This is a genomic window from Chitinophagales bacterium, assembly GCA_017303835.1.
Taxonomy (GTDB): domain Bacteria; phylum Bacteroidota; class Bacteroidia; order Chitinophagales; family Chitinophagaceae; genus JAFLBI01.
The window spans coordinates 2,654,889-2,670,248 of record JAFLBI010000001.1 but is presented as its reverse complement, the minus strand read 5'-3'; the positions used below and the strand labels follow the sequence as shown (position 1 = coordinate 2,670,248).

Here is a 15,360-nt window from a genome sequence, read left to right as displayed (position 1 = left end):
AGTGAAAAAGTAGCACAAAATTTGATTGTATCTTGTTAATAAGATATGTTTATACAATGCGGCTATTACGATTTCTGGCTTTTATCATTTTATTCTGCAATTACGCAACTGCTCAATCACTCGTTATTACTGAAATAACAGGTATCAGTTTTCGTGATGAAAATTATGTTGGCACCCCCAACAAAACCCTTGAATACCTGAAGTATGAAAAAGTTCAGCAAAAAATGCTGAAAGAACTCTATAGAATATGCAGCAAACGATGGGATGTACAACCTGATTCCAGCTACCCTACAAATTTTCAATTACTCAAAAGAGGCGACAAACCAGCACCAACACGCACGGCGAATAAGCAGCATTCAGTTAACATTACAATTACCGAACTCACCGCCTCAGAACTTCTTCAAAAAGCTGCTGAAGATGCAGAAGATGTACAAAAGATTAATGGTTTACTGGCTGCCACCACAGCTACCTACCAAGTAATCGTACAATATGCGCCGGTTGAGGGATCTGCTTCATTCAAAACAGGCTTTTTTCTGGTGCAACGCAGGCCTGGTGTAGGCTTTGGCTTGTATAGCCCTGAATATGACACATCTCCTACAGGTTTTCAAAGCATGCTGCAAAGGGCTGTACAGGTATTACTCGACACTGCATCTGCGAATGGTACGATTCAAGTTGTTGGCGCTCAACCTGCTGTTTATGCAGATAACTTCATGATGCAATATCAGGTGGGTAGAGGCCGAATTCAGACAATGGCCAACAATGCATATTTCCGCTTTAATCTTACCGCGGACACTACAGTAATGATGCGATTTGACAGCAGTAGATTTTTTGGAATTAATCTGGAAGCAAAAAATACAACTCGTTTCCCTCAGCAAATTAGAAAAGCAATTGAGCTGGGCAGAAAAAACAGGAGTTACCAATTTGCGGTTCGACAACAAGAATTCAGAAGTGTACTTGCTGACAATAATTATGTTAGCTCAATCATCGAAATGGCTGATCCGGCATATTTAGATGGCTATAGCAGCTATCTGAAGTATATGCCGGGAAACGATCATGTACTATTGCGCAACAATGATACCATTGCAAGATTTCAAATAACAGTCTGGAAAGCCTACCCCGAAAGAAAATTTTATTTTAACCGCGTTTACAATGGTGTGGATAGCAATACCATGCTGGAAGTGGATATGCCCAATATCCGTAACACACAATACGAAGCGCCACAGGAATTTGAGGGATTGGTTTTCGGTCAAGCCTTCAAGATTATTGCAGCACCGACTTTTGCGTATCGTGAAATCTATTTTAATAATCACTTGGTAATACTAGCTAAGGGGAACAGATACCCTGAATCCATGATTATCATGGATACAACACTTCCCGCCTCAATCGTTGAAGCTTTATTAGTTTTGGCTTTTATAGAAACAGAGCCCATGATGGGTTTTAAAAACTTATAAGATGCGCATCATCTCCTACAATACCAATGGTATTCGTGCAGCTATTAACAAAGGTTTACTTGATTGGCTGAAGACTGATCCTGCTGATATTATTTGTATTCAAGAAACAAAAGCACACGTATCAGATATTGATGCTGCAGCTTTTGAAGCATTAGGATTTCATACTTATTGGTTTTCTGCAGAAAAGAAAGGCTATAGTGGCGTAGGTGTGCTTACGAAGCAGAAACCAGATCAGGTGATTATGGGCACAGGCCATGCGATGAGTGATCAGGAGGGCAGAGTAATTCGCCTTGATTTTGGAAAGACAACCCTGATCAATGCCTATTTCCCATCTGGAACCAGTGGCGATGAAAGGCAAACCTATAAATACCAATGGCTGGATGAGTTCTTCGATTTTGTACAGGAACTGCGTAAAACCAGACCACAAATTATTGTAACAGGCGACTATAACATAGCACACAAAGAAGTAGATATTCATGATCCAAAAGGCAATAAAAAATCATCTGGCTTCTTACCTGATGAAAGAGCCTGGATGGACAAATGGGTTGCCAATGGTTGGGTAGATAGTTTCCGCTACCTTAACCCGGATGCTACAGGCGCTTACAGCTGGTGGAGTCAGCGCTTCCCGAGTGTACGATTGCAAAACAAGGGCTGGCGCATTGACTATATCAGCGTAACCGACACCCTGGCCAAAAAACTGGTGGCAGCGAGCATCTATCCTGATGTAAAACACAGTGATCACTGCCCAATTTATTGCGAATTAAAAGCTTAGTCATGTTTATCTATAATGTTACAATAATGGTCAAATGGAGCATCCATGATGGATGGGTAAAATGGATGCAGGAAAAACATATTCCCGATGTAATGGCCACAGGATGTTTCGAAAAGTTTCAATTTGTACGTCTTTTAGATACAGATGAAACTGAAGGGCCCACTTATGCTACGCAGTATTATGCAGCATCAAAAGCAGATTATAATCGCTACATAGCGCAACATGCGCAAGTTTTGCGCAAAGACGGCACTGATACATGGGGTGATAATTTTGTAGGATTCCGCTCTTTAATGCAAGTTGTGAATTGATTGTGGATAGTTTTGAATCTTCACACAGTGCTATCAAAAACTTCCCTATATTCCTTTCAAACGCTTATCCTGCCTGCATTTCAGCGAATATGCCCTGAAACCCTTTACAGCAAAGGATTTCAGCGATTTGCATTCAAAATTTGATTTTTTCACAAAATGACGATTTCGTGTAAAACCCTTTCTGTACAAGGTTTTCAGCCAATCATGCCAAACAGAAAAATGACAAAAAATATTTTGCTGGTAAGCGAAAGCGAATAAATTTGTTGACGTTAATTCAAACAATTAAAAAATCATCTATGAACAAAGCTGAATTGATCGCCCAGATCGCTGACGATGCAGGCATCACCAAGACACAGGCTAACGCCGCTCTGGATTCTTTTGTTGATGCAGTAACCAAGACCCTGAAGAAAGGTGACAAAGTAACCCTGGTTGGTTTCGGTACTTTCTCAGTTTCTAAGCGTGCTGCCCGTACAGGCCGCAATCCTCAGACTGGTGAAACTATCAAGATCAAGGCTAAGAAGGTTGCTCGCTTCAAGGCTGGTAAAGAATTAAGCGCCAAGCTCTAAGGCTTTAAAGAATTAAAAAGTCCCGTCTCAGCTGATGTTGAGCGGGATTTTTTTATTTTTGCCCTTCACAAATAAATCTACAACCATGGGCAGAGGCGATAAAAAGACTGCAAAAGGAAAAAGATTCAAAGGTTCTTTCGGTAAAAGCAGACCTGCTAAAACCAAAAAAGCAACCAAGAAAGCAGAAAAAGCTGCTTAATCAAGATCTTTCTAGCAATAGAAAGTCCCGTACAATTTGTACGGGACTTTTTTGCTTTATGTACCAGCAGATTAATACTCAGGCAAAACCGGCTTTGTACCGAAAATGCTATCAATCTTGGTCATAATCTCTTCAGTCAGCAAAGGCAATACATTTAATGCCTTCAGGTTCTCTTCCAACTGGTGACGTTTGGTAGCACCCAAAATTGCTGTTGTTACATTGGGATTCTTCACACACCAAGCAATGCTAAGGGCAGCCATACTGCAACCCAGTTCATCTGCCAACTGTTGGTATGCGCGAACCTTATTCAGCTTCTCCTCTACAAATGTTCTATCCTTCAGCCATTCAAAACCAGGAATCGATAAGCGTGCATCTTCAGGAATGCCGTTATTGTATTTACCGGTAAGTAAGCCACTGGCCAGCGGGCTCCAAATAGTAGTGCCTAAACCCACATTCTTAAACACCTGCAGGTAATCATTCTCCAGTTTATGCCTGTTAAACAAGTTGTATTCGGGTTGTTCTACAGACGGGCCAATTAATCTATAATCAGCCGCTACGCGATGTGCTTCCATGATTTCCACACCACTCCACTCACTCGTACCCCAATACAAAATCTTACCCTGCTGAATCAAGGTATTCATAGTTAACACCACTTCTTCAATCGGCGTGTTTTTATCAGGTCTGTGACAGAAATACAAATCCAGGTAATCTGTTTGCAAACGCTGCAAAGCTTCATGACAGGCTTCTGTGAGATGTTTACGGCTTAAGCCGGTCTGGTTGGGCTTATTGTTCTTACCTCGCCAACCAAAGAAGGCTTTGGAAGAAACTGTATAGGATGTACGGTCCCATCCTTTCTTCTTCAACACACGCCCCATCATTTTCTCACTTTCACCCAATGCGTATACTTCTGCATTGTCGAAGAAATTAATACCGCTGTCATAAGCCACACCCATTAATTCATCGGCTATGCTGTCATCAATCTGCTTGTGAAAAGTAACCCAGCTACCATAGCTGAGTACGCTCAATTGCAGGCCCGTTCTGCCCATTCTTCTATATTCCATGTTGTGTGATTTAGTACTGCAATATTACCAACAAAAAGCCCGCTTGTTCACTAATAGTAAGTGCTGTCAGGCAGAATCATGGTACCGCTGGATTGGAAGATGGTAATGTTGCTGAAAGACTGATCAGCCTGCATACCATTGGTACCATATTTTAATTGCCAAGGGTTGGCATATTTAATCTTGACAGGCTTGTCTGTATAAAACAATTGCCGATTTTGATCCCACCATAACTCTTTACACCATAGCGTATCACCCATACGGTTAAATACCACTACGCTATCGCGCAAGAAGACTTTGCTTTGATTTTCTACATAGCGGCCATAGCGGGCGTTCAACTGACTCTCTACTTGTTTTAAGCTATCGTAAAAATCGACATGCAAAGTTTTAGGAAACTCCACCATGGTGGAATCCAGCTGATATCGCAACATCAATGGTGCTGTAAGCCGGGCTTTGATTCGGCCACCTTGGCTCATAAAACTCTCTATTTGCTTCCCTTCTTCTACACCAAGCCTGGCTGTACTCAATCCCCGAACCTCATTGATATCATTCTCACAACTGTAAAGAAAAAAGCAGCCCATAATCAGAGCTGCCAGAAATCTTTTGCTATGGAAGCATGCATTAATCATACTTACGCTTGATAAACCAAATATCGCTTAAGCTAACACCTAAAGCAAAACGGAAAAAATTCTCTGTTACAACACTGTTGTTGCCACCACGTCTGCCATATTCCAAAGTAGTATTCAAAATAGTGAACTGATAATCATAAGAACGCCATTTTCTGATCGGCATACCTGCACCCATGCTTACAGACCAAAGATTCAACTGGTTTCCGTTGGCATTGATATAATCCTTACCGAAATTAAACCCTAAACGATAGTTTACTGAACTCCAGTAAGAACGACCTGTAACGGGATCAGGACAAAACTGTCCGCCCATTCTTGCCATCCAACTATTAAAGGGACGGTCATTGGGTTCGAAATCTGAACGGTAACTGCTCCACTGTGTGCTGCTATACTCTGCACCGAAGCTCCATCTTTCAAAAAGGCCACGTGAGTTGGATGATCTGCCTATCAACATAAAGCCTGCAGCATAACTCACTGGTAAAGCAATCTTACCTCTAACGCCGGTAACACCTAAAACACTATCCAATCTGCTGAAGCCGCCGTTATTATCGTACAATATGGTTTCCTTTCTGATATCCTGTGTGCCGGAAAGCGATTGACCCAGTGAGACTGTTGCACCAAACCTTAAAGCAACAGTTTGTGTGAGACCAGCTTTGGTATCATCCTTACTGCTGATATTCGTTTCGTACTGTGTACCAGCATTTACAAATGGAGCAGAGAATGAGATAAGTGACTGAGAGTTGGATGAATAGTAGAAAGCAGTATCGTTCACAAAATCTTTACGCGTATTGGTTTCTTTACGACCGAAATTGTATCCGGTATTTACACCCAAACTAAACTTGCCCCAGCGCTTGCCAATACCAATAAACGCCTGGTTTAAACCGCCACTGCCTTTGTATGTGGTGATCAGGCTATCGATGCCACCTACTTTTTCTCCATTCTGTATATCGTAATTAATACGGCTTAATTGACGCATACCAAAAGCAAAGCCGATTTTCTTCTTCTTGCTCAATGGAACACCCAAAGCAACATATGCTGGAGTGAAGTTGACTGAATTAAATGAGCTTGCACCACCCTGGCTACGCAATGTTCTGCTATCAATTGACAAACCCAAGTCATAGGAGGTAACAAAGAAATTACTGTATGAAGCAGGGTTATTAAAGTTGATGGTCTGGCCATTGTTATTGGTTAACCCATCTGCATAAGCAGCCGACATGCCACCCATGGCTTTATGGATAAAATGCTGGCCGTAGAAATAGTCGCCAATACCGTAACGAGAGTAAGGAGAGTTCTCCTGGGCAGTCAGGGAGGCAACAGCCAACAATGACAGGAAAAGTGCAGTTGTTCTAATGGTTGTTTTGCTCACTGATCGCATACAAACCCTTGAAGATTAAATAAGGGTCGGCAAATATCTTGTTTTTCAGGTGAGGCACAAAAAAAGGCATATCCCCCCCGGTTAACAGCACGTTAAAGTTGCTGTATTTCAATGCGTAAGCATCAATAATACCATCGATTTCCTTGGCCACACCCAGGATTACCCCACTCAGGAGGTTGGTTCGGGTATCGTAACCAATCAGCGGAAAATCGCTGGCAGCTTCCACCAATGGCAGCAGAGCTGTTTGTTCGTGCATGGCCCGGAAACGCATTTGCATACCGGGAGAAATGCTACCACCGAGGAATTCGTGGCGATTATTGGTGTAATTGTAGGTAATACAAGTGCCCAAACCAATGGCCAGGGTATGTGTGCCCGGAAATTGATCTACAGCTGCAGAACAGATGGCTAAACGGTCTGCCCCAATGGTTTCAGGCTTTCCCACTGGTGTGGTAATGGGTAGTTTACTGGAAGCGCTCAGCAGGTGAAATCTTGTTGTTTTGGCCAACAATATTTCTATTTCCGGATTATGGGCAATCACGGAAGAGAGAATCGATTTTTGCGGCTGAAAGCGGGTGATTAGATCCTGAATCGTATCTGTATGATCATCTGCCAATACCACCACTTCATGCACTTCGCGCCCTGCGAAAACCGCACATTTCTTTCTGGAATTGCCAAAATCAAAACAAAGGGTTACTTCCATAGCACAATTATAGGTCAAAGTTGAAACCTTTCAGCTCACGAAAATGCCCGTTTAGCTGAATTTTCTCTTTCAGGCTTTCGGTACCAGCTACCACCTGAATGGTTTTTTGCAAATGTCGCTTCAGGTATTCCAGTCGCTGCTCTTCCCGCATCAAGCCTAGCAACTCATACTCTTCTTCTAAAGTAAGGCCGGTATGATGGGCAACATCATAACTGATTAAGTCCGCATCCGGCTTCTTGAAATCTTTCTGTACTTGCAAGAGACGATGCAATTCACGTACCTGATTCAATACCTGCTGCATCATAGCCGCAAACTGTGCTGTTTGATAGGGCATATAATCTACAATGGCACCGCTGTATAATTTATCCGGAATCTGCTTGATGTATTCCAATGCCCTAAAGATGCGCAGCCCTTTGCAGCGAATATCCATCTTACCATCTTCGTACACTTCTACAATCTCAGACACTTCTACCAATGTACCCAACTCAGCAATACCATTCGCTAAAACAACTGGCATACCAAAGGGCTTGGCTTCAGCATAAGATTCCTGAATGAGTTGTTTATAGCGGGGTTCAAAGATGTGCAGGTTCAATGTTTCACCGGGGTAAACCACGATGCCCAAAGGAAAAATGGGAACAAAATTCATCATGCAACAAATGTAGTCTTTGACTGCATTTGTGCAAGAGCCTTGTTATCTTCGATTCGAAATCTTGTTCATGTCTGCACTCTCGATTGTGATCATCACCTTCAACGAAGAAAAAAATATTGCACGTAGTTTGCAGTCGGTGCAGTCTATTGCAGATGAAATTGTAGTGGTTGATTCGCTATCAACGGATGCGACCAAGACTATTGCAGCTGGCTTTCCTAATGTGCGCATCATTGATCAGGCATTTCTGGGGTATATTGAACAAAAAAATCTGGCACTCAGTCTGGCAACACATACACATGTACTGATGCTGGATGCAGACGAGGCATTGAGTGATGCGTTATTGCAATCCATTGTTGCAGAAAAGCAACAGGGCTTTCCATCTGCGGCCTATGCTATGAATCGTTGTACACATTTTAACGGTACATGGATCAAACATGGCACTTGGTATCCCGATACCAAAATCAGGCTGATACGAAAAGATGCAGGTAAATGGGGTAGCATCAATCCGCATGACAGTATTGTTCTAAATCAAGGTATTCGCACAAGTAAACTAAAAGGCGATATTCTGCATTACAGTTATAACAGCATGGATGAAGTTGTGGCGCAGAATAATCGATTTACTACGATTCAGGCGAAAGCCATGTTTGAAAGAGGTAAGCGTTCTAATTGGTTCAAGATTTTATTCAGCCCGCTCGTTGCATTTGTATCAGGCTATTTTTTCAAGCTGGGTTTTTTAGATGGTATGAATGGATTCTTTATCGCGCGAGCTGTCGCTTACCATACATTTCTCAAATACATCAAGCTTTACGATCTGCAGCAGAAAGCTGTATGAAGACTGATGCGCTAAGTGCGAAAATCACCACACCAAACTGCCCTTCCAAACTATCATCTGTGATCAGAGGTAATATTAACACGAGTATCGCTGGTAAATACCGAAGCGATAGCTGACGCAACAGGAATACCAGACCAAGTGTACAACTCAATACACCCAATAAACCCGCGCCGGCAAAATAGATCAACCATTGATTGGTGGGCAGGAAACGTTCTGCCTGCAATGTATGTGGAAAGTATTGCTGATGCCAGGCATCGATAGCAAATCGAATATCACCAAAACCCACACCCAGCAAAGGATTTTCGCTGCCAATAGCCCAGCCTGCTTTCCAAGATAATACCCTGGCACCATCTGAGGAACCTTGCTGAAAAATACCATTGGTGTAATGACTCAAATCGTACAATACATATTGTACACGCATCTGCAGTGTAGGCAAAAATGCATAAGCTGCAACTGCGATGAATATTAAGAACACCAATAACTGAACCGCTTGTTTGCGATACGTTTTTTGCAAGAGTGCTTGTACAATCCAAACACCCGCAGCAAGATACAAGGCTAACAAGCCGGTCTTTGCAGCCAGAAAATGTAAGAAGATAGTTTCAATCGCAACAACTGCATAAGCCAGATAACGCTGTTGCATAGAGGCCAATTGATGTACACTGTAGAGCAAAGCCAACATACACAACACCATCCACCAGCTCAGGCGAATGTGATCGCTATCCATTGGTACGGGCATCACTTTGGCAAACTGATAACTGGCATTGATAGCAGCAGGATCAGCCGCATACTGAATCAAGGTGTACACAATCGCACTCAGCAGAAAGCCATGCATGACCCAAATCAACTGGAGTAGCTGCTGCTTATTCAGTGATACAGCTGCAAAAGCCAATCCAATACTCAATATAGGTAGTTTCACTTCCACGCTGCGCCAGAGCAGGTCTGTATGTGTTGTCCAAATCAATGAAATCACCACTGGCAGGATTAGCAGTAACCCACCAATTAGCCAATATTTATACGCTCGCAATTGAAAAACCAATGGAAGCACAATCAAGATACTACCAACAGATAAAAGTGCCCTGCTGTATAACAAACCTGCACAGAGCAGTATTGTGCAGCTAAGCAGCCAGTAATCAGCGGATTTATTTTTCAACAGCTGGGCCATGTGGTCCCGAAATTCGTACTTCAGCACTACTTTAGCAAAGTATGTGGCAGGAACTATTGATTGAACTGCAGGCAGGCAACAGAAAAGCACTGGCACGCGCCATTTCTCTGGTAGAAAATGCGCATGAAGGTTATTATGATTTTCTGAAGCAATTACCCAATGCCCATACCAATGTAATCGGCATTACTGGTCCGCCGGGTGCTGGCAAGAGCACTTTAGTGGATGCGTTGATTGCAGAACTCACAGCGCAATCGAAAAAAGTGGGTGTACTCTGTGTAGACCCCTCTTCTCCATTTAATCTCGGCGCTTTGCTCGGCGATCGTATTCGCATGAATGAATGGTATACCCATCCGGATGTATTTATACGTTCCTTAGCTACCAGAGGCAGTTTGGGTGGATTACATCCCAAGATTATTGAGATCACTGATGTGATGAAAGCAGCTGGTTTTGATCACATCATCGTAGAAACGGTTGGTGTAGGGCAAAGTGAGATTGAAATTGCCGGCCTTGCGGATACAACAGTGGTGGTAGTGGTACCTGAAGCAGGCGATGAAGTGCAGACCATGAAGGCTGGCCTGATGGAGATAGCCGACATCTTTGTGGTGAACAAGGCCGACAGGCCCGATGCGGATATGTTTGTCCGCAATCTTCGCTTGATGATGGCCCCAGCTTTTCAGACAGCAAAGCATGAGATTGCGATTGTAAAAACAGTGGCATCTAGGAAGGAAGGAACGAATGAATTGTATGCTGCATTATTGGCACATCAGCACCTAGCCAAACAAAACGAACGTAAATTCTGGTTATTAGCAGAGCGCGCCTACCACATTATTCAGCAGGATCGAATGAAGGATATTGACAAAGCTGTATTAAAGAAAAGTATTGCTGCCCAATACAATGATCAGTTCAACTTGTATGCACTGATAGAACAATTTCAATAAACCAATGTTTTTATGTTATGACCGAACCAACAATTGCACAAAAATTTCCCGCAGCTGTAAAAGTAGAGAAAGGCAAAACTTATGCCTGGTGTACCTGCGGCCTCAGTGAGAAACAGCCTTTATGTGATGGCAAACACAAAACCTTGGCCCGCGAAGAAAATGGTGAAACCATTATGCCTTTCAAGAGTTTAAAGTTTACAGCAGAAGAAGATGGTGAAGTATGGCTCTGCCAATGTAAGCATACTAAGAATCCGCCGTTTTGCGATGGATCACATAAAACACTTTAAAACGAAACCGGCTCCAAATGGAACCGGTTTGTTTTTTTGAAGCCCCCATAATTTTTTTAAATCAGGATTCAAAAGCGCGGCCCTACCCCCGTTTGACCGCGCCGGCTTTCGCCTGTGAATCCCTCGCTGAGAAAACTCCCAGGGTCGTTATCGTGAGTGATTTTGCAATCAGGATTTGTACAACAAATATGTACAAGGTGGGAATATCAAACAATGGGAAATTTCCCATTTTTTTACGGGAAATTTCCCATAGGCAAAGCCAGTAAAAGAACGGAGATTGCCAAAAACCCCACTTATGCGCAGACTCTCCCCAATACTCATGCTTTTGGCATTCTTTAGTATTCACTACGGCTTAACCAGTTTTATTGAACGCCCTCAACACACTAGCGAAAAAGTAAGTCCAATCAGCCCTGAAGCAGCAGATCGTTATATTCAAAATTTTCAACAATCCGCAGCCTATAAAGCCATGAATGAAGTTGATAAAGATGCTACCAAAGCCATTTACTTTGATGCGGCAACCATTAATAATATGGCAGACTTGGTGAAAACCGGACAAATAGACGGCATGTGGGCGTATTTTGCGAAATATGATTCACCCAATAAAGACCCGAAACATATTTATAATAACCAATACACCATCATTCTTTGGGGTGCCAAACAACCTATAGAAGGAAAATCAATGGGTAAAACTATAATTCGTAATAACAACGGAGAAGCAGTTAACATTGAAAACTTCGGGAAGCCCTGTCCACCTTTTATTTGCAACTAATGTTACCGGATTATTCTCAAGCACTTCATTTTCTTCAGATCAGCGCATTGGCTGTGGGAGCATTCTATTGGAGAAGAACAAAGCCTGCTGCTTTTCGCTGGTTGATTCTATTGCTTTTCTTAACTGTATTGAATGAAAGCATTTTAACGGATCATCGCATCCCTTCTTTAAGGCTAAACAATAACCTGCTTTATAATACATATGCCATTATAGACATGCTTGTTTTGCAATGGATATTTTATCAAATTGAAGCCTTTCACAAAATCCGGCGCTTTATCCTTTTTTCAATTGCGATCAACCTAATCGCTAATTTTCTTGAAGCACAACTTTACGCAGGATGGCTGCAAATGCATGCGCAAAGCTTTCGTCTATACAATATCAGCAATATGCTGATTTGCCTGTATTATTTCAGGAAAGTGATTCTTGAGCACAAACTTTCTCTGAGAAAAGACACTGTTTTCATTTTTTGTACCGGCTTGTTTGTTTACCATGCTTTATTGTTCATCAATTTCACTACCGTAAGTATACCCGGCTATTGGGAATTGCCTTCAGCCATGCTAATTTTTCAGTTATTACAGCTCTCGGCCAATCTTATCTACTACGCAGCTATAATTACCGTTTTTCTGAATTCCAGAAAATCGTAAAGTTGCAATTATGGGTTTCTTACCACAAATCGTAGGCGCAATTGGGTTCCTGATTATTTTTCTGGGATTTGTACTGTTGCTGATTATATCAACCAGCAGAAAGAAACAAACATTATTAGAACAAGCTTATCAAGCACAGTTAGCTACTATCCGTCACGAAGTACAAGAACAAACCTATCAGGCTATTGCGATGGAATTGCACGACAATGTTGGCCAATTACTCAGCAGTAGCAAAATGATGATCAATGCTGCAATGCTGCAGTCGCCTGAAACAGCCCAATCCCTAGATGAAGCGCAAGCTACCTTAGGCAAAGCCATTCAGGAAGTGCGCAGCCTCAGCAAAATGATGAATGCAAAATGGCTGGAACAATTCAGTCTTAGGGAAAACTTGCAACAGGAAATTTCCAGACTTCAGCATGTGGTAGCAGTACAAGCAGATCTTGATGCACTTGAAACAATCAGTTTACACAATGACCAGCAACTTATCATTTTCCGTGTAGCACAAGAAGCCATGCAGAATGCTATGAAGCATGCAGCAGCTACCGTGATGACGCTCGAATGCATGGAAAAAACTGGCTCTTTGGTCATCCGTATTGCAGACAATGGTAAAGGAATGACAGATTCCGTAAAATCCGGAACAGGAAGTGGTTTATTACACATGCGTGAAAGAATTGCTTTGTTAAAAGGCAATATTCAATGGCAGAACAATGTACCTTCGGGTACGATTGTGGAGTTAGACATCCCCCTGCGTTGACCATGAAACCAAAGAAATCTACTATCCGTATCGGTATTGCAGACGATCACCAGCTTTTTGTTAAATCTGTCTCCTCTTTACTTAGTGCTATTGGTGGCTTTGAAGTGGTATTGGAAGCAGCTAACGGCAAAGACTTACTACAACAACTCAGTCGAACCAAAGATCTTCCTGATATCATTTTACTGGATGTGAATATGCCCATCATGAATGGGATGGAAACAGCTGCAGCATTGCTCAAAGACTATCCCTTGTTAAAACTTGTGGCATTGAGCATGAATACAGATGATATGAGTCTGATTGGTATGATTCGCAATGGCTGTTGTTCTTATTTAATGAAAGATATCAGTCCAGCTGAATTGCAAAAAGCCTTACACGAAGTACACGAAAAAGGCTATTACAACACGGATACCATGCAGCTGAACATGCATAAGCTGATTACTCAAAACACGAATGATCTTTTCTCTGAAAAAGAGTTACAGTTTATTCGAATGGCTTGCAGCGATAATACATATCGGGAGATTGCTGTAAAAATGAGCGTGTCTGAACGTTCGGTAGATATGTACCGGGAAAAAGTATTTGAGAAGCTGGGTGTTAATACCCGCACAGGTATGGCTTTAGAAGCCGTAAGAAGAAAAATCTACTCGCTTTAAATTTCTCCGGCATCAGCCAGTTCCTTTTCGCGCTTCCACCAGCGCCAGCCTACCACGCCAATCAACGCTAGTGGCGCAATCATCAGGTAAACAATCCCTGAATTCATGCCCTTAGCAGGACCCTCACCCAGCTGAGACGCTGTCTTTGTACAGATGGAACACTGCGCTTCACTCGAAAGAGGAGCAATAAGACACAAAACGATTATCACCATCCACAGTTGCTTCATACACAAAATTTCTACGCAAATATATAACCGAATCCGGCCTGAAAAGTTTTACCTTAATAGCTCTTAAATACCACATGTGAGTCAGAGAAGAGTTTTCCTGAAGCAATTGGGTCTGATGACCAGTGCTTTTACTGCCAACAACCTGTTTCAGCAGGCTTATGCAGCAGATATTGAACGTGCACAACAGGCCATTTCTGGTTTCAGCCCAGAACAAGCTGCTGCCGATGAGGATTTTTGGTCGGTGATTAGCCAGGCATATACCGTTAACCCAAGTATCATTAACCTGAATAATGGCGGTGTTTCTCCCTCACCTAAAGTGGTGCAGGATGCTGTGGAACGATTTAATCAACTGTCTAATCAAGCGCCTTCCTACTATATGTGGCGTATTCTGGATCAGGGACGTGAACCCTTGCGCATGAAGCTCGCCAATTTGGCTGGTGCTGACCCAGAAGAAATTGCTGTGAACAGAAATGCTACCGAAGCACTCAATACGGTCATTTTTGGCTTAGACCTGAAAGCAGGCGATGAAGTCATCGGCACCAAGCAAGATTATCCCAACATGATCCAGGCATGGCGCCAGCGCGAAATGCGGGAAGGCATCAAGTACACACAAATCAGTTTCAATTTCCCGATAGAAGAGGATGCAGCCATTGTAGATGCTTTTGCCAAAGCCATCACACCCAAAACCAAAGTGCTGCACATCACACATGTTATCAACTGGGTAGGACAAATTCTACCGGTACGCAAGATCTGCGATATGGCCCGCAGCAAAGGCATTACCACCATTGTGGATGGAGCGCATTCCTTTGGACTATTGGATTTCAAGATACCGGAACTGGGTTGCGACTACTTTGGAACCAGCTTACATAAATTCCTGAGTGCACCCATCGGTAGTGGCATGCTCTGGATTCGTAAAGACAAGATTGCCAATATCTGGCCATTAGTATGTAATGACAAGCCGCGCAGTACTGATATCCGAAAGTTTGAGACATTGGGCACACGCAGTTTTCCGATTGAACAGGGTATCGGCGAAGCCATCAATTTCCACGAAGCCATTGGCAGCAAAAGGAAAGAAGCCCGTATTCGCTACCTCAAAGATTATTGGGCAACCAAAGTGAAAGATGTACCAGGCGTTAAGATTCATACCTCCTTTAAACCTGATTATGCCTGTTCTATCTGTGGCGTTAGCATTGATGGCATGACTCCCGGCGAACTGGATAGTGCCCTGTTCAGCAAATACAAGATTCACACAGTAGGCATCGTATGGGAGAATATCAGCTGCGTACGCATTACCCCTCATGTTTATACCAGAACCATTGATCTGGACCGACTGGTAAAAGCCATTACGGAGATCGCTACTACAAAAAAGAGCAAAGTTTAGGCAAGTATTGCT

Annotated in this window: 20 protein-coding genes; 13 read left to right on the top strand and 7 right to left on the bottom strand. The window is 42.7% G+C overall.

What is annotated here, in order from left to right; genetic code table 11:
• The first annotated feature begins 56 nt into the window (after positions 1–56).
• The 5 genes from J0L83_12160 to J0L83_12140 all read left to right on the top strand — a co-directional run bounded on the left by J0L83_12160 (position 57) and on the right by J0L83_12140 (position 3,296).
• Positions 57–1,451, top strand: a complete 1,395-nt coding sequence (locus tag J0L83_12160; GenBank protein MBN8665326.1) for a hypothetical protein — start codon at positions 57–59, stop codon at positions 1,449–1,451.
• Between the two features lies 1 nt (position 1,452).
• A complete protein-coding gene (gene xth / locus J0L83_12155) occupies positions 1,453–2,223 on the top strand; it encodes an exodeoxyribonuclease III (protein MBN8665325.1) in 771 nt (256 codons plus the stop codon).
• A gap of 2 nt (positions 2,224–2,225) precedes the next feature.
• A complete protein-coding gene (locus J0L83_12150) occupies positions 2,226–2,531 on the top strand; it encodes a DUF4286 family protein (protein MBN8665324.1) in 306 nt (101 codons plus the stop codon).
• A gap of 296 nt (positions 2,532–2,827) precedes the next feature.
• Positions 2,828–3,097, top strand: coding sequence for an HU family DNA-binding protein (locus J0L83_12145; GenBank protein MBN8665323.1), 270 nt, complete (start codon positions 2,828–2,830; stop codon positions 3,095–3,097).
• Between the two features lie 85 nt (positions 3,098–3,182).
• On the top strand, positions 3,183–3,296 hold the full coding sequence (locus J0L83_12140; protein MBN8665322.1) for a 30S ribosomal protein THX: 114 nt from the start codon (positions 3,183–3,185) through the stop codon (positions 3,294–3,296).
• 71 nt (positions 3,297–3,367) lie between these two features.
• On the opposite strand, the gene J0L83_12135 is transcribed toward J0L83_12140, so the two are convergent.
• From J0L83_12135 to J0L83_12115, 5 genes are read right to left on the bottom strand one after another with little or no spacing between them, the layout of a single operon-like run.
• Complete coding sequence (locus J0L83_12135) at positions 3,368–4,357, bottom strand: aldo/keto reductase (protein MBN8665321.1); 990 nt, start codon at positions 4,355–4,357, stop codon at positions 3,368–3,370.
• Positions 4,358–4,407: 50 nt separating this feature from the next.
• The gene (lptC, locus tag J0L83_12130; GenBank protein MBN8665320.1) at positions 4,408–4,983 is read right to left on the bottom strand and encodes an LPS export ABC transporter periplasmic protein LptC; all 576 of its coding nucleotides are present in this window, start codon (positions 4,981–4,983) and stop codon (positions 4,408–4,410) included.
• Positions 4,976–6,355, bottom strand: coding sequence for a hypothetical protein (locus tag J0L83_12125; protein ID MBN8665319.1), 1,380 nt, complete (start codon positions 6,353–6,355; stop codon positions 4,976–4,978). The genes lptC and J0L83_12125 overlap by 8 nt, the downstream gene beginning before the upstream one ends.
• Positions 6,327–7,055, bottom strand: coding sequence for a type III pantothenate kinase (locus tag J0L83_12120; protein MBN8665318.1), 729 nt, complete (start codon positions 7,053–7,055; stop codon positions 6,327–6,329). The genes J0L83_12125 and J0L83_12120 overlap by 29 nt, the downstream gene beginning before the upstream one ends.
• 7 nt (positions 7,056–7,062) lie before the next feature.
• Complete coding sequence (locus J0L83_12115) at positions 7,063–7,704, bottom strand: LON peptidase substrate-binding domain-containing protein (GenBank protein MBN8665317.1); 642 nt, start codon at positions 7,702–7,704, stop codon at positions 7,063–7,065.
• Between the two features lie 67 nt (positions 7,705–7,771).
• Here J0L83_12115 and J0L83_12110 point away from each other — a divergent pair, with 67 nt between their 5' ends.
• Positions 7,772–8,536 carry a glycosyltransferase family 2 protein gene (locus J0L83_12110; GenBank protein ID MBN8665316.1) on the top strand — a complete coding sequence of 255 codons (765 nt, stop codon included), beginning with the start codon at positions 7,772–7,774 and terminating at the stop codon, positions 8,534–8,536.
• Here the strand turns inward: J0L83_12110 and J0L83_12105 are convergent.
• Complete coding sequence (locus J0L83_12105; protein MBN8665315.1) at positions 8,502–9,698, bottom strand: O-antigen ligase family protein; 1,197 nt, start codon at positions 9,696–9,698, stop codon at positions 8,502–8,504. The genes J0L83_12110 and J0L83_12105 overlap by 35 nt on opposite strands.
• 41 nt (positions 9,699–9,739) lie before the next feature.
• Here J0L83_12105 and meaB point away from each other — a divergent pair, with 41 nt between their 5' ends.
• The 6 genes from meaB (at position 9,740) to J0L83_12075 (ending at position 13,740) form a co-directional block, all read left to right on the top strand.
• Positions 9,740–10,636 carry a methylmalonyl Co-A mutase-associated GTPase MeaB gene (gene meaB / locus J0L83_12100; protein MBN8665314.1) on the top strand — a complete coding sequence of 299 codons (897 nt, stop codon included), beginning with the start codon at positions 9,740–9,742 and terminating at the stop codon, positions 10,634–10,636.
• Between the two features lie 17 nt (positions 10,637–10,653).
• Positions 10,654–10,923, top strand: coding sequence for a CDGSH iron-sulfur domain-containing protein (locus tag J0L83_12095; protein ID MBN8665313.1), 270 nt, complete (start codon positions 10,654–10,656; stop codon positions 10,921–10,923).
• Between the two features lie 295 nt (positions 10,924–11,218).
• Entirely contained in the window at positions 11,219–11,692 is a 474-nt protein-coding gene (locus J0L83_12090) for a hypothetical protein (protein ID MBN8665312.1), read from the top strand.
• Positions 11,692–12,336 carry a hypothetical protein gene (locus J0L83_12085; protein ID MBN8665311.1) on the top strand — a complete coding sequence of 215 codons (645 nt, stop codon included), beginning with the start codon at positions 11,692–11,694 and terminating at the stop codon, positions 12,334–12,336. Before J0L83_12090 ends, J0L83_12085 begins: the two co-directional genes overlap by 1 nt.
• A gap of 10 nt (positions 12,337–12,346) precedes the next feature.
• Positions 12,347–13,090, top strand: a complete 744-nt coding sequence (locus J0L83_12080) for a hypothetical protein (GenBank protein MBN8665310.1) — start codon at positions 12,347–12,349, stop codon at positions 13,088–13,090.
• A 2-nt stretch (positions 13,091–13,092) separates the two neighbouring features.
• Positions 13,093–13,740, top strand: coding sequence for a response regulator transcription factor (locus tag J0L83_12075; GenBank protein ID MBN8665309.1), 648 nt, complete (start codon positions 13,093–13,095; stop codon positions 13,738–13,740).
• Here the strand turns inward: J0L83_12075 and J0L83_12070 are convergent.
• Positions 13,737–13,967, bottom strand: coding sequence for a hypothetical protein (locus J0L83_12070; GenBank protein ID MBN8665308.1), 231 nt, complete (start codon positions 13,965–13,967; stop codon positions 13,737–13,739). The two genes, J0L83_12075 and J0L83_12070, sit on opposite strands and share 4 nt — an antisense overlap.
• A gap of 76 nt (positions 13,968–14,043) precedes the next feature.
• On the opposite strand from J0L83_12070, the gene J0L83_12065 reads away from it, so the two are divergent.
• Positions 14,044–15,348 (top strand): aminotransferase class V-fold PLP-dependent enzyme, encoded by a 1,305-nt coding sequence (locus J0L83_12065; GenBank protein ID MBN8665307.1) that lies wholly within the window; start codon positions 14,044–14,046, stop codon positions 15,346–15,348.
• Positions 15,349–15,360 lie beyond the last annotated feature (12 nt).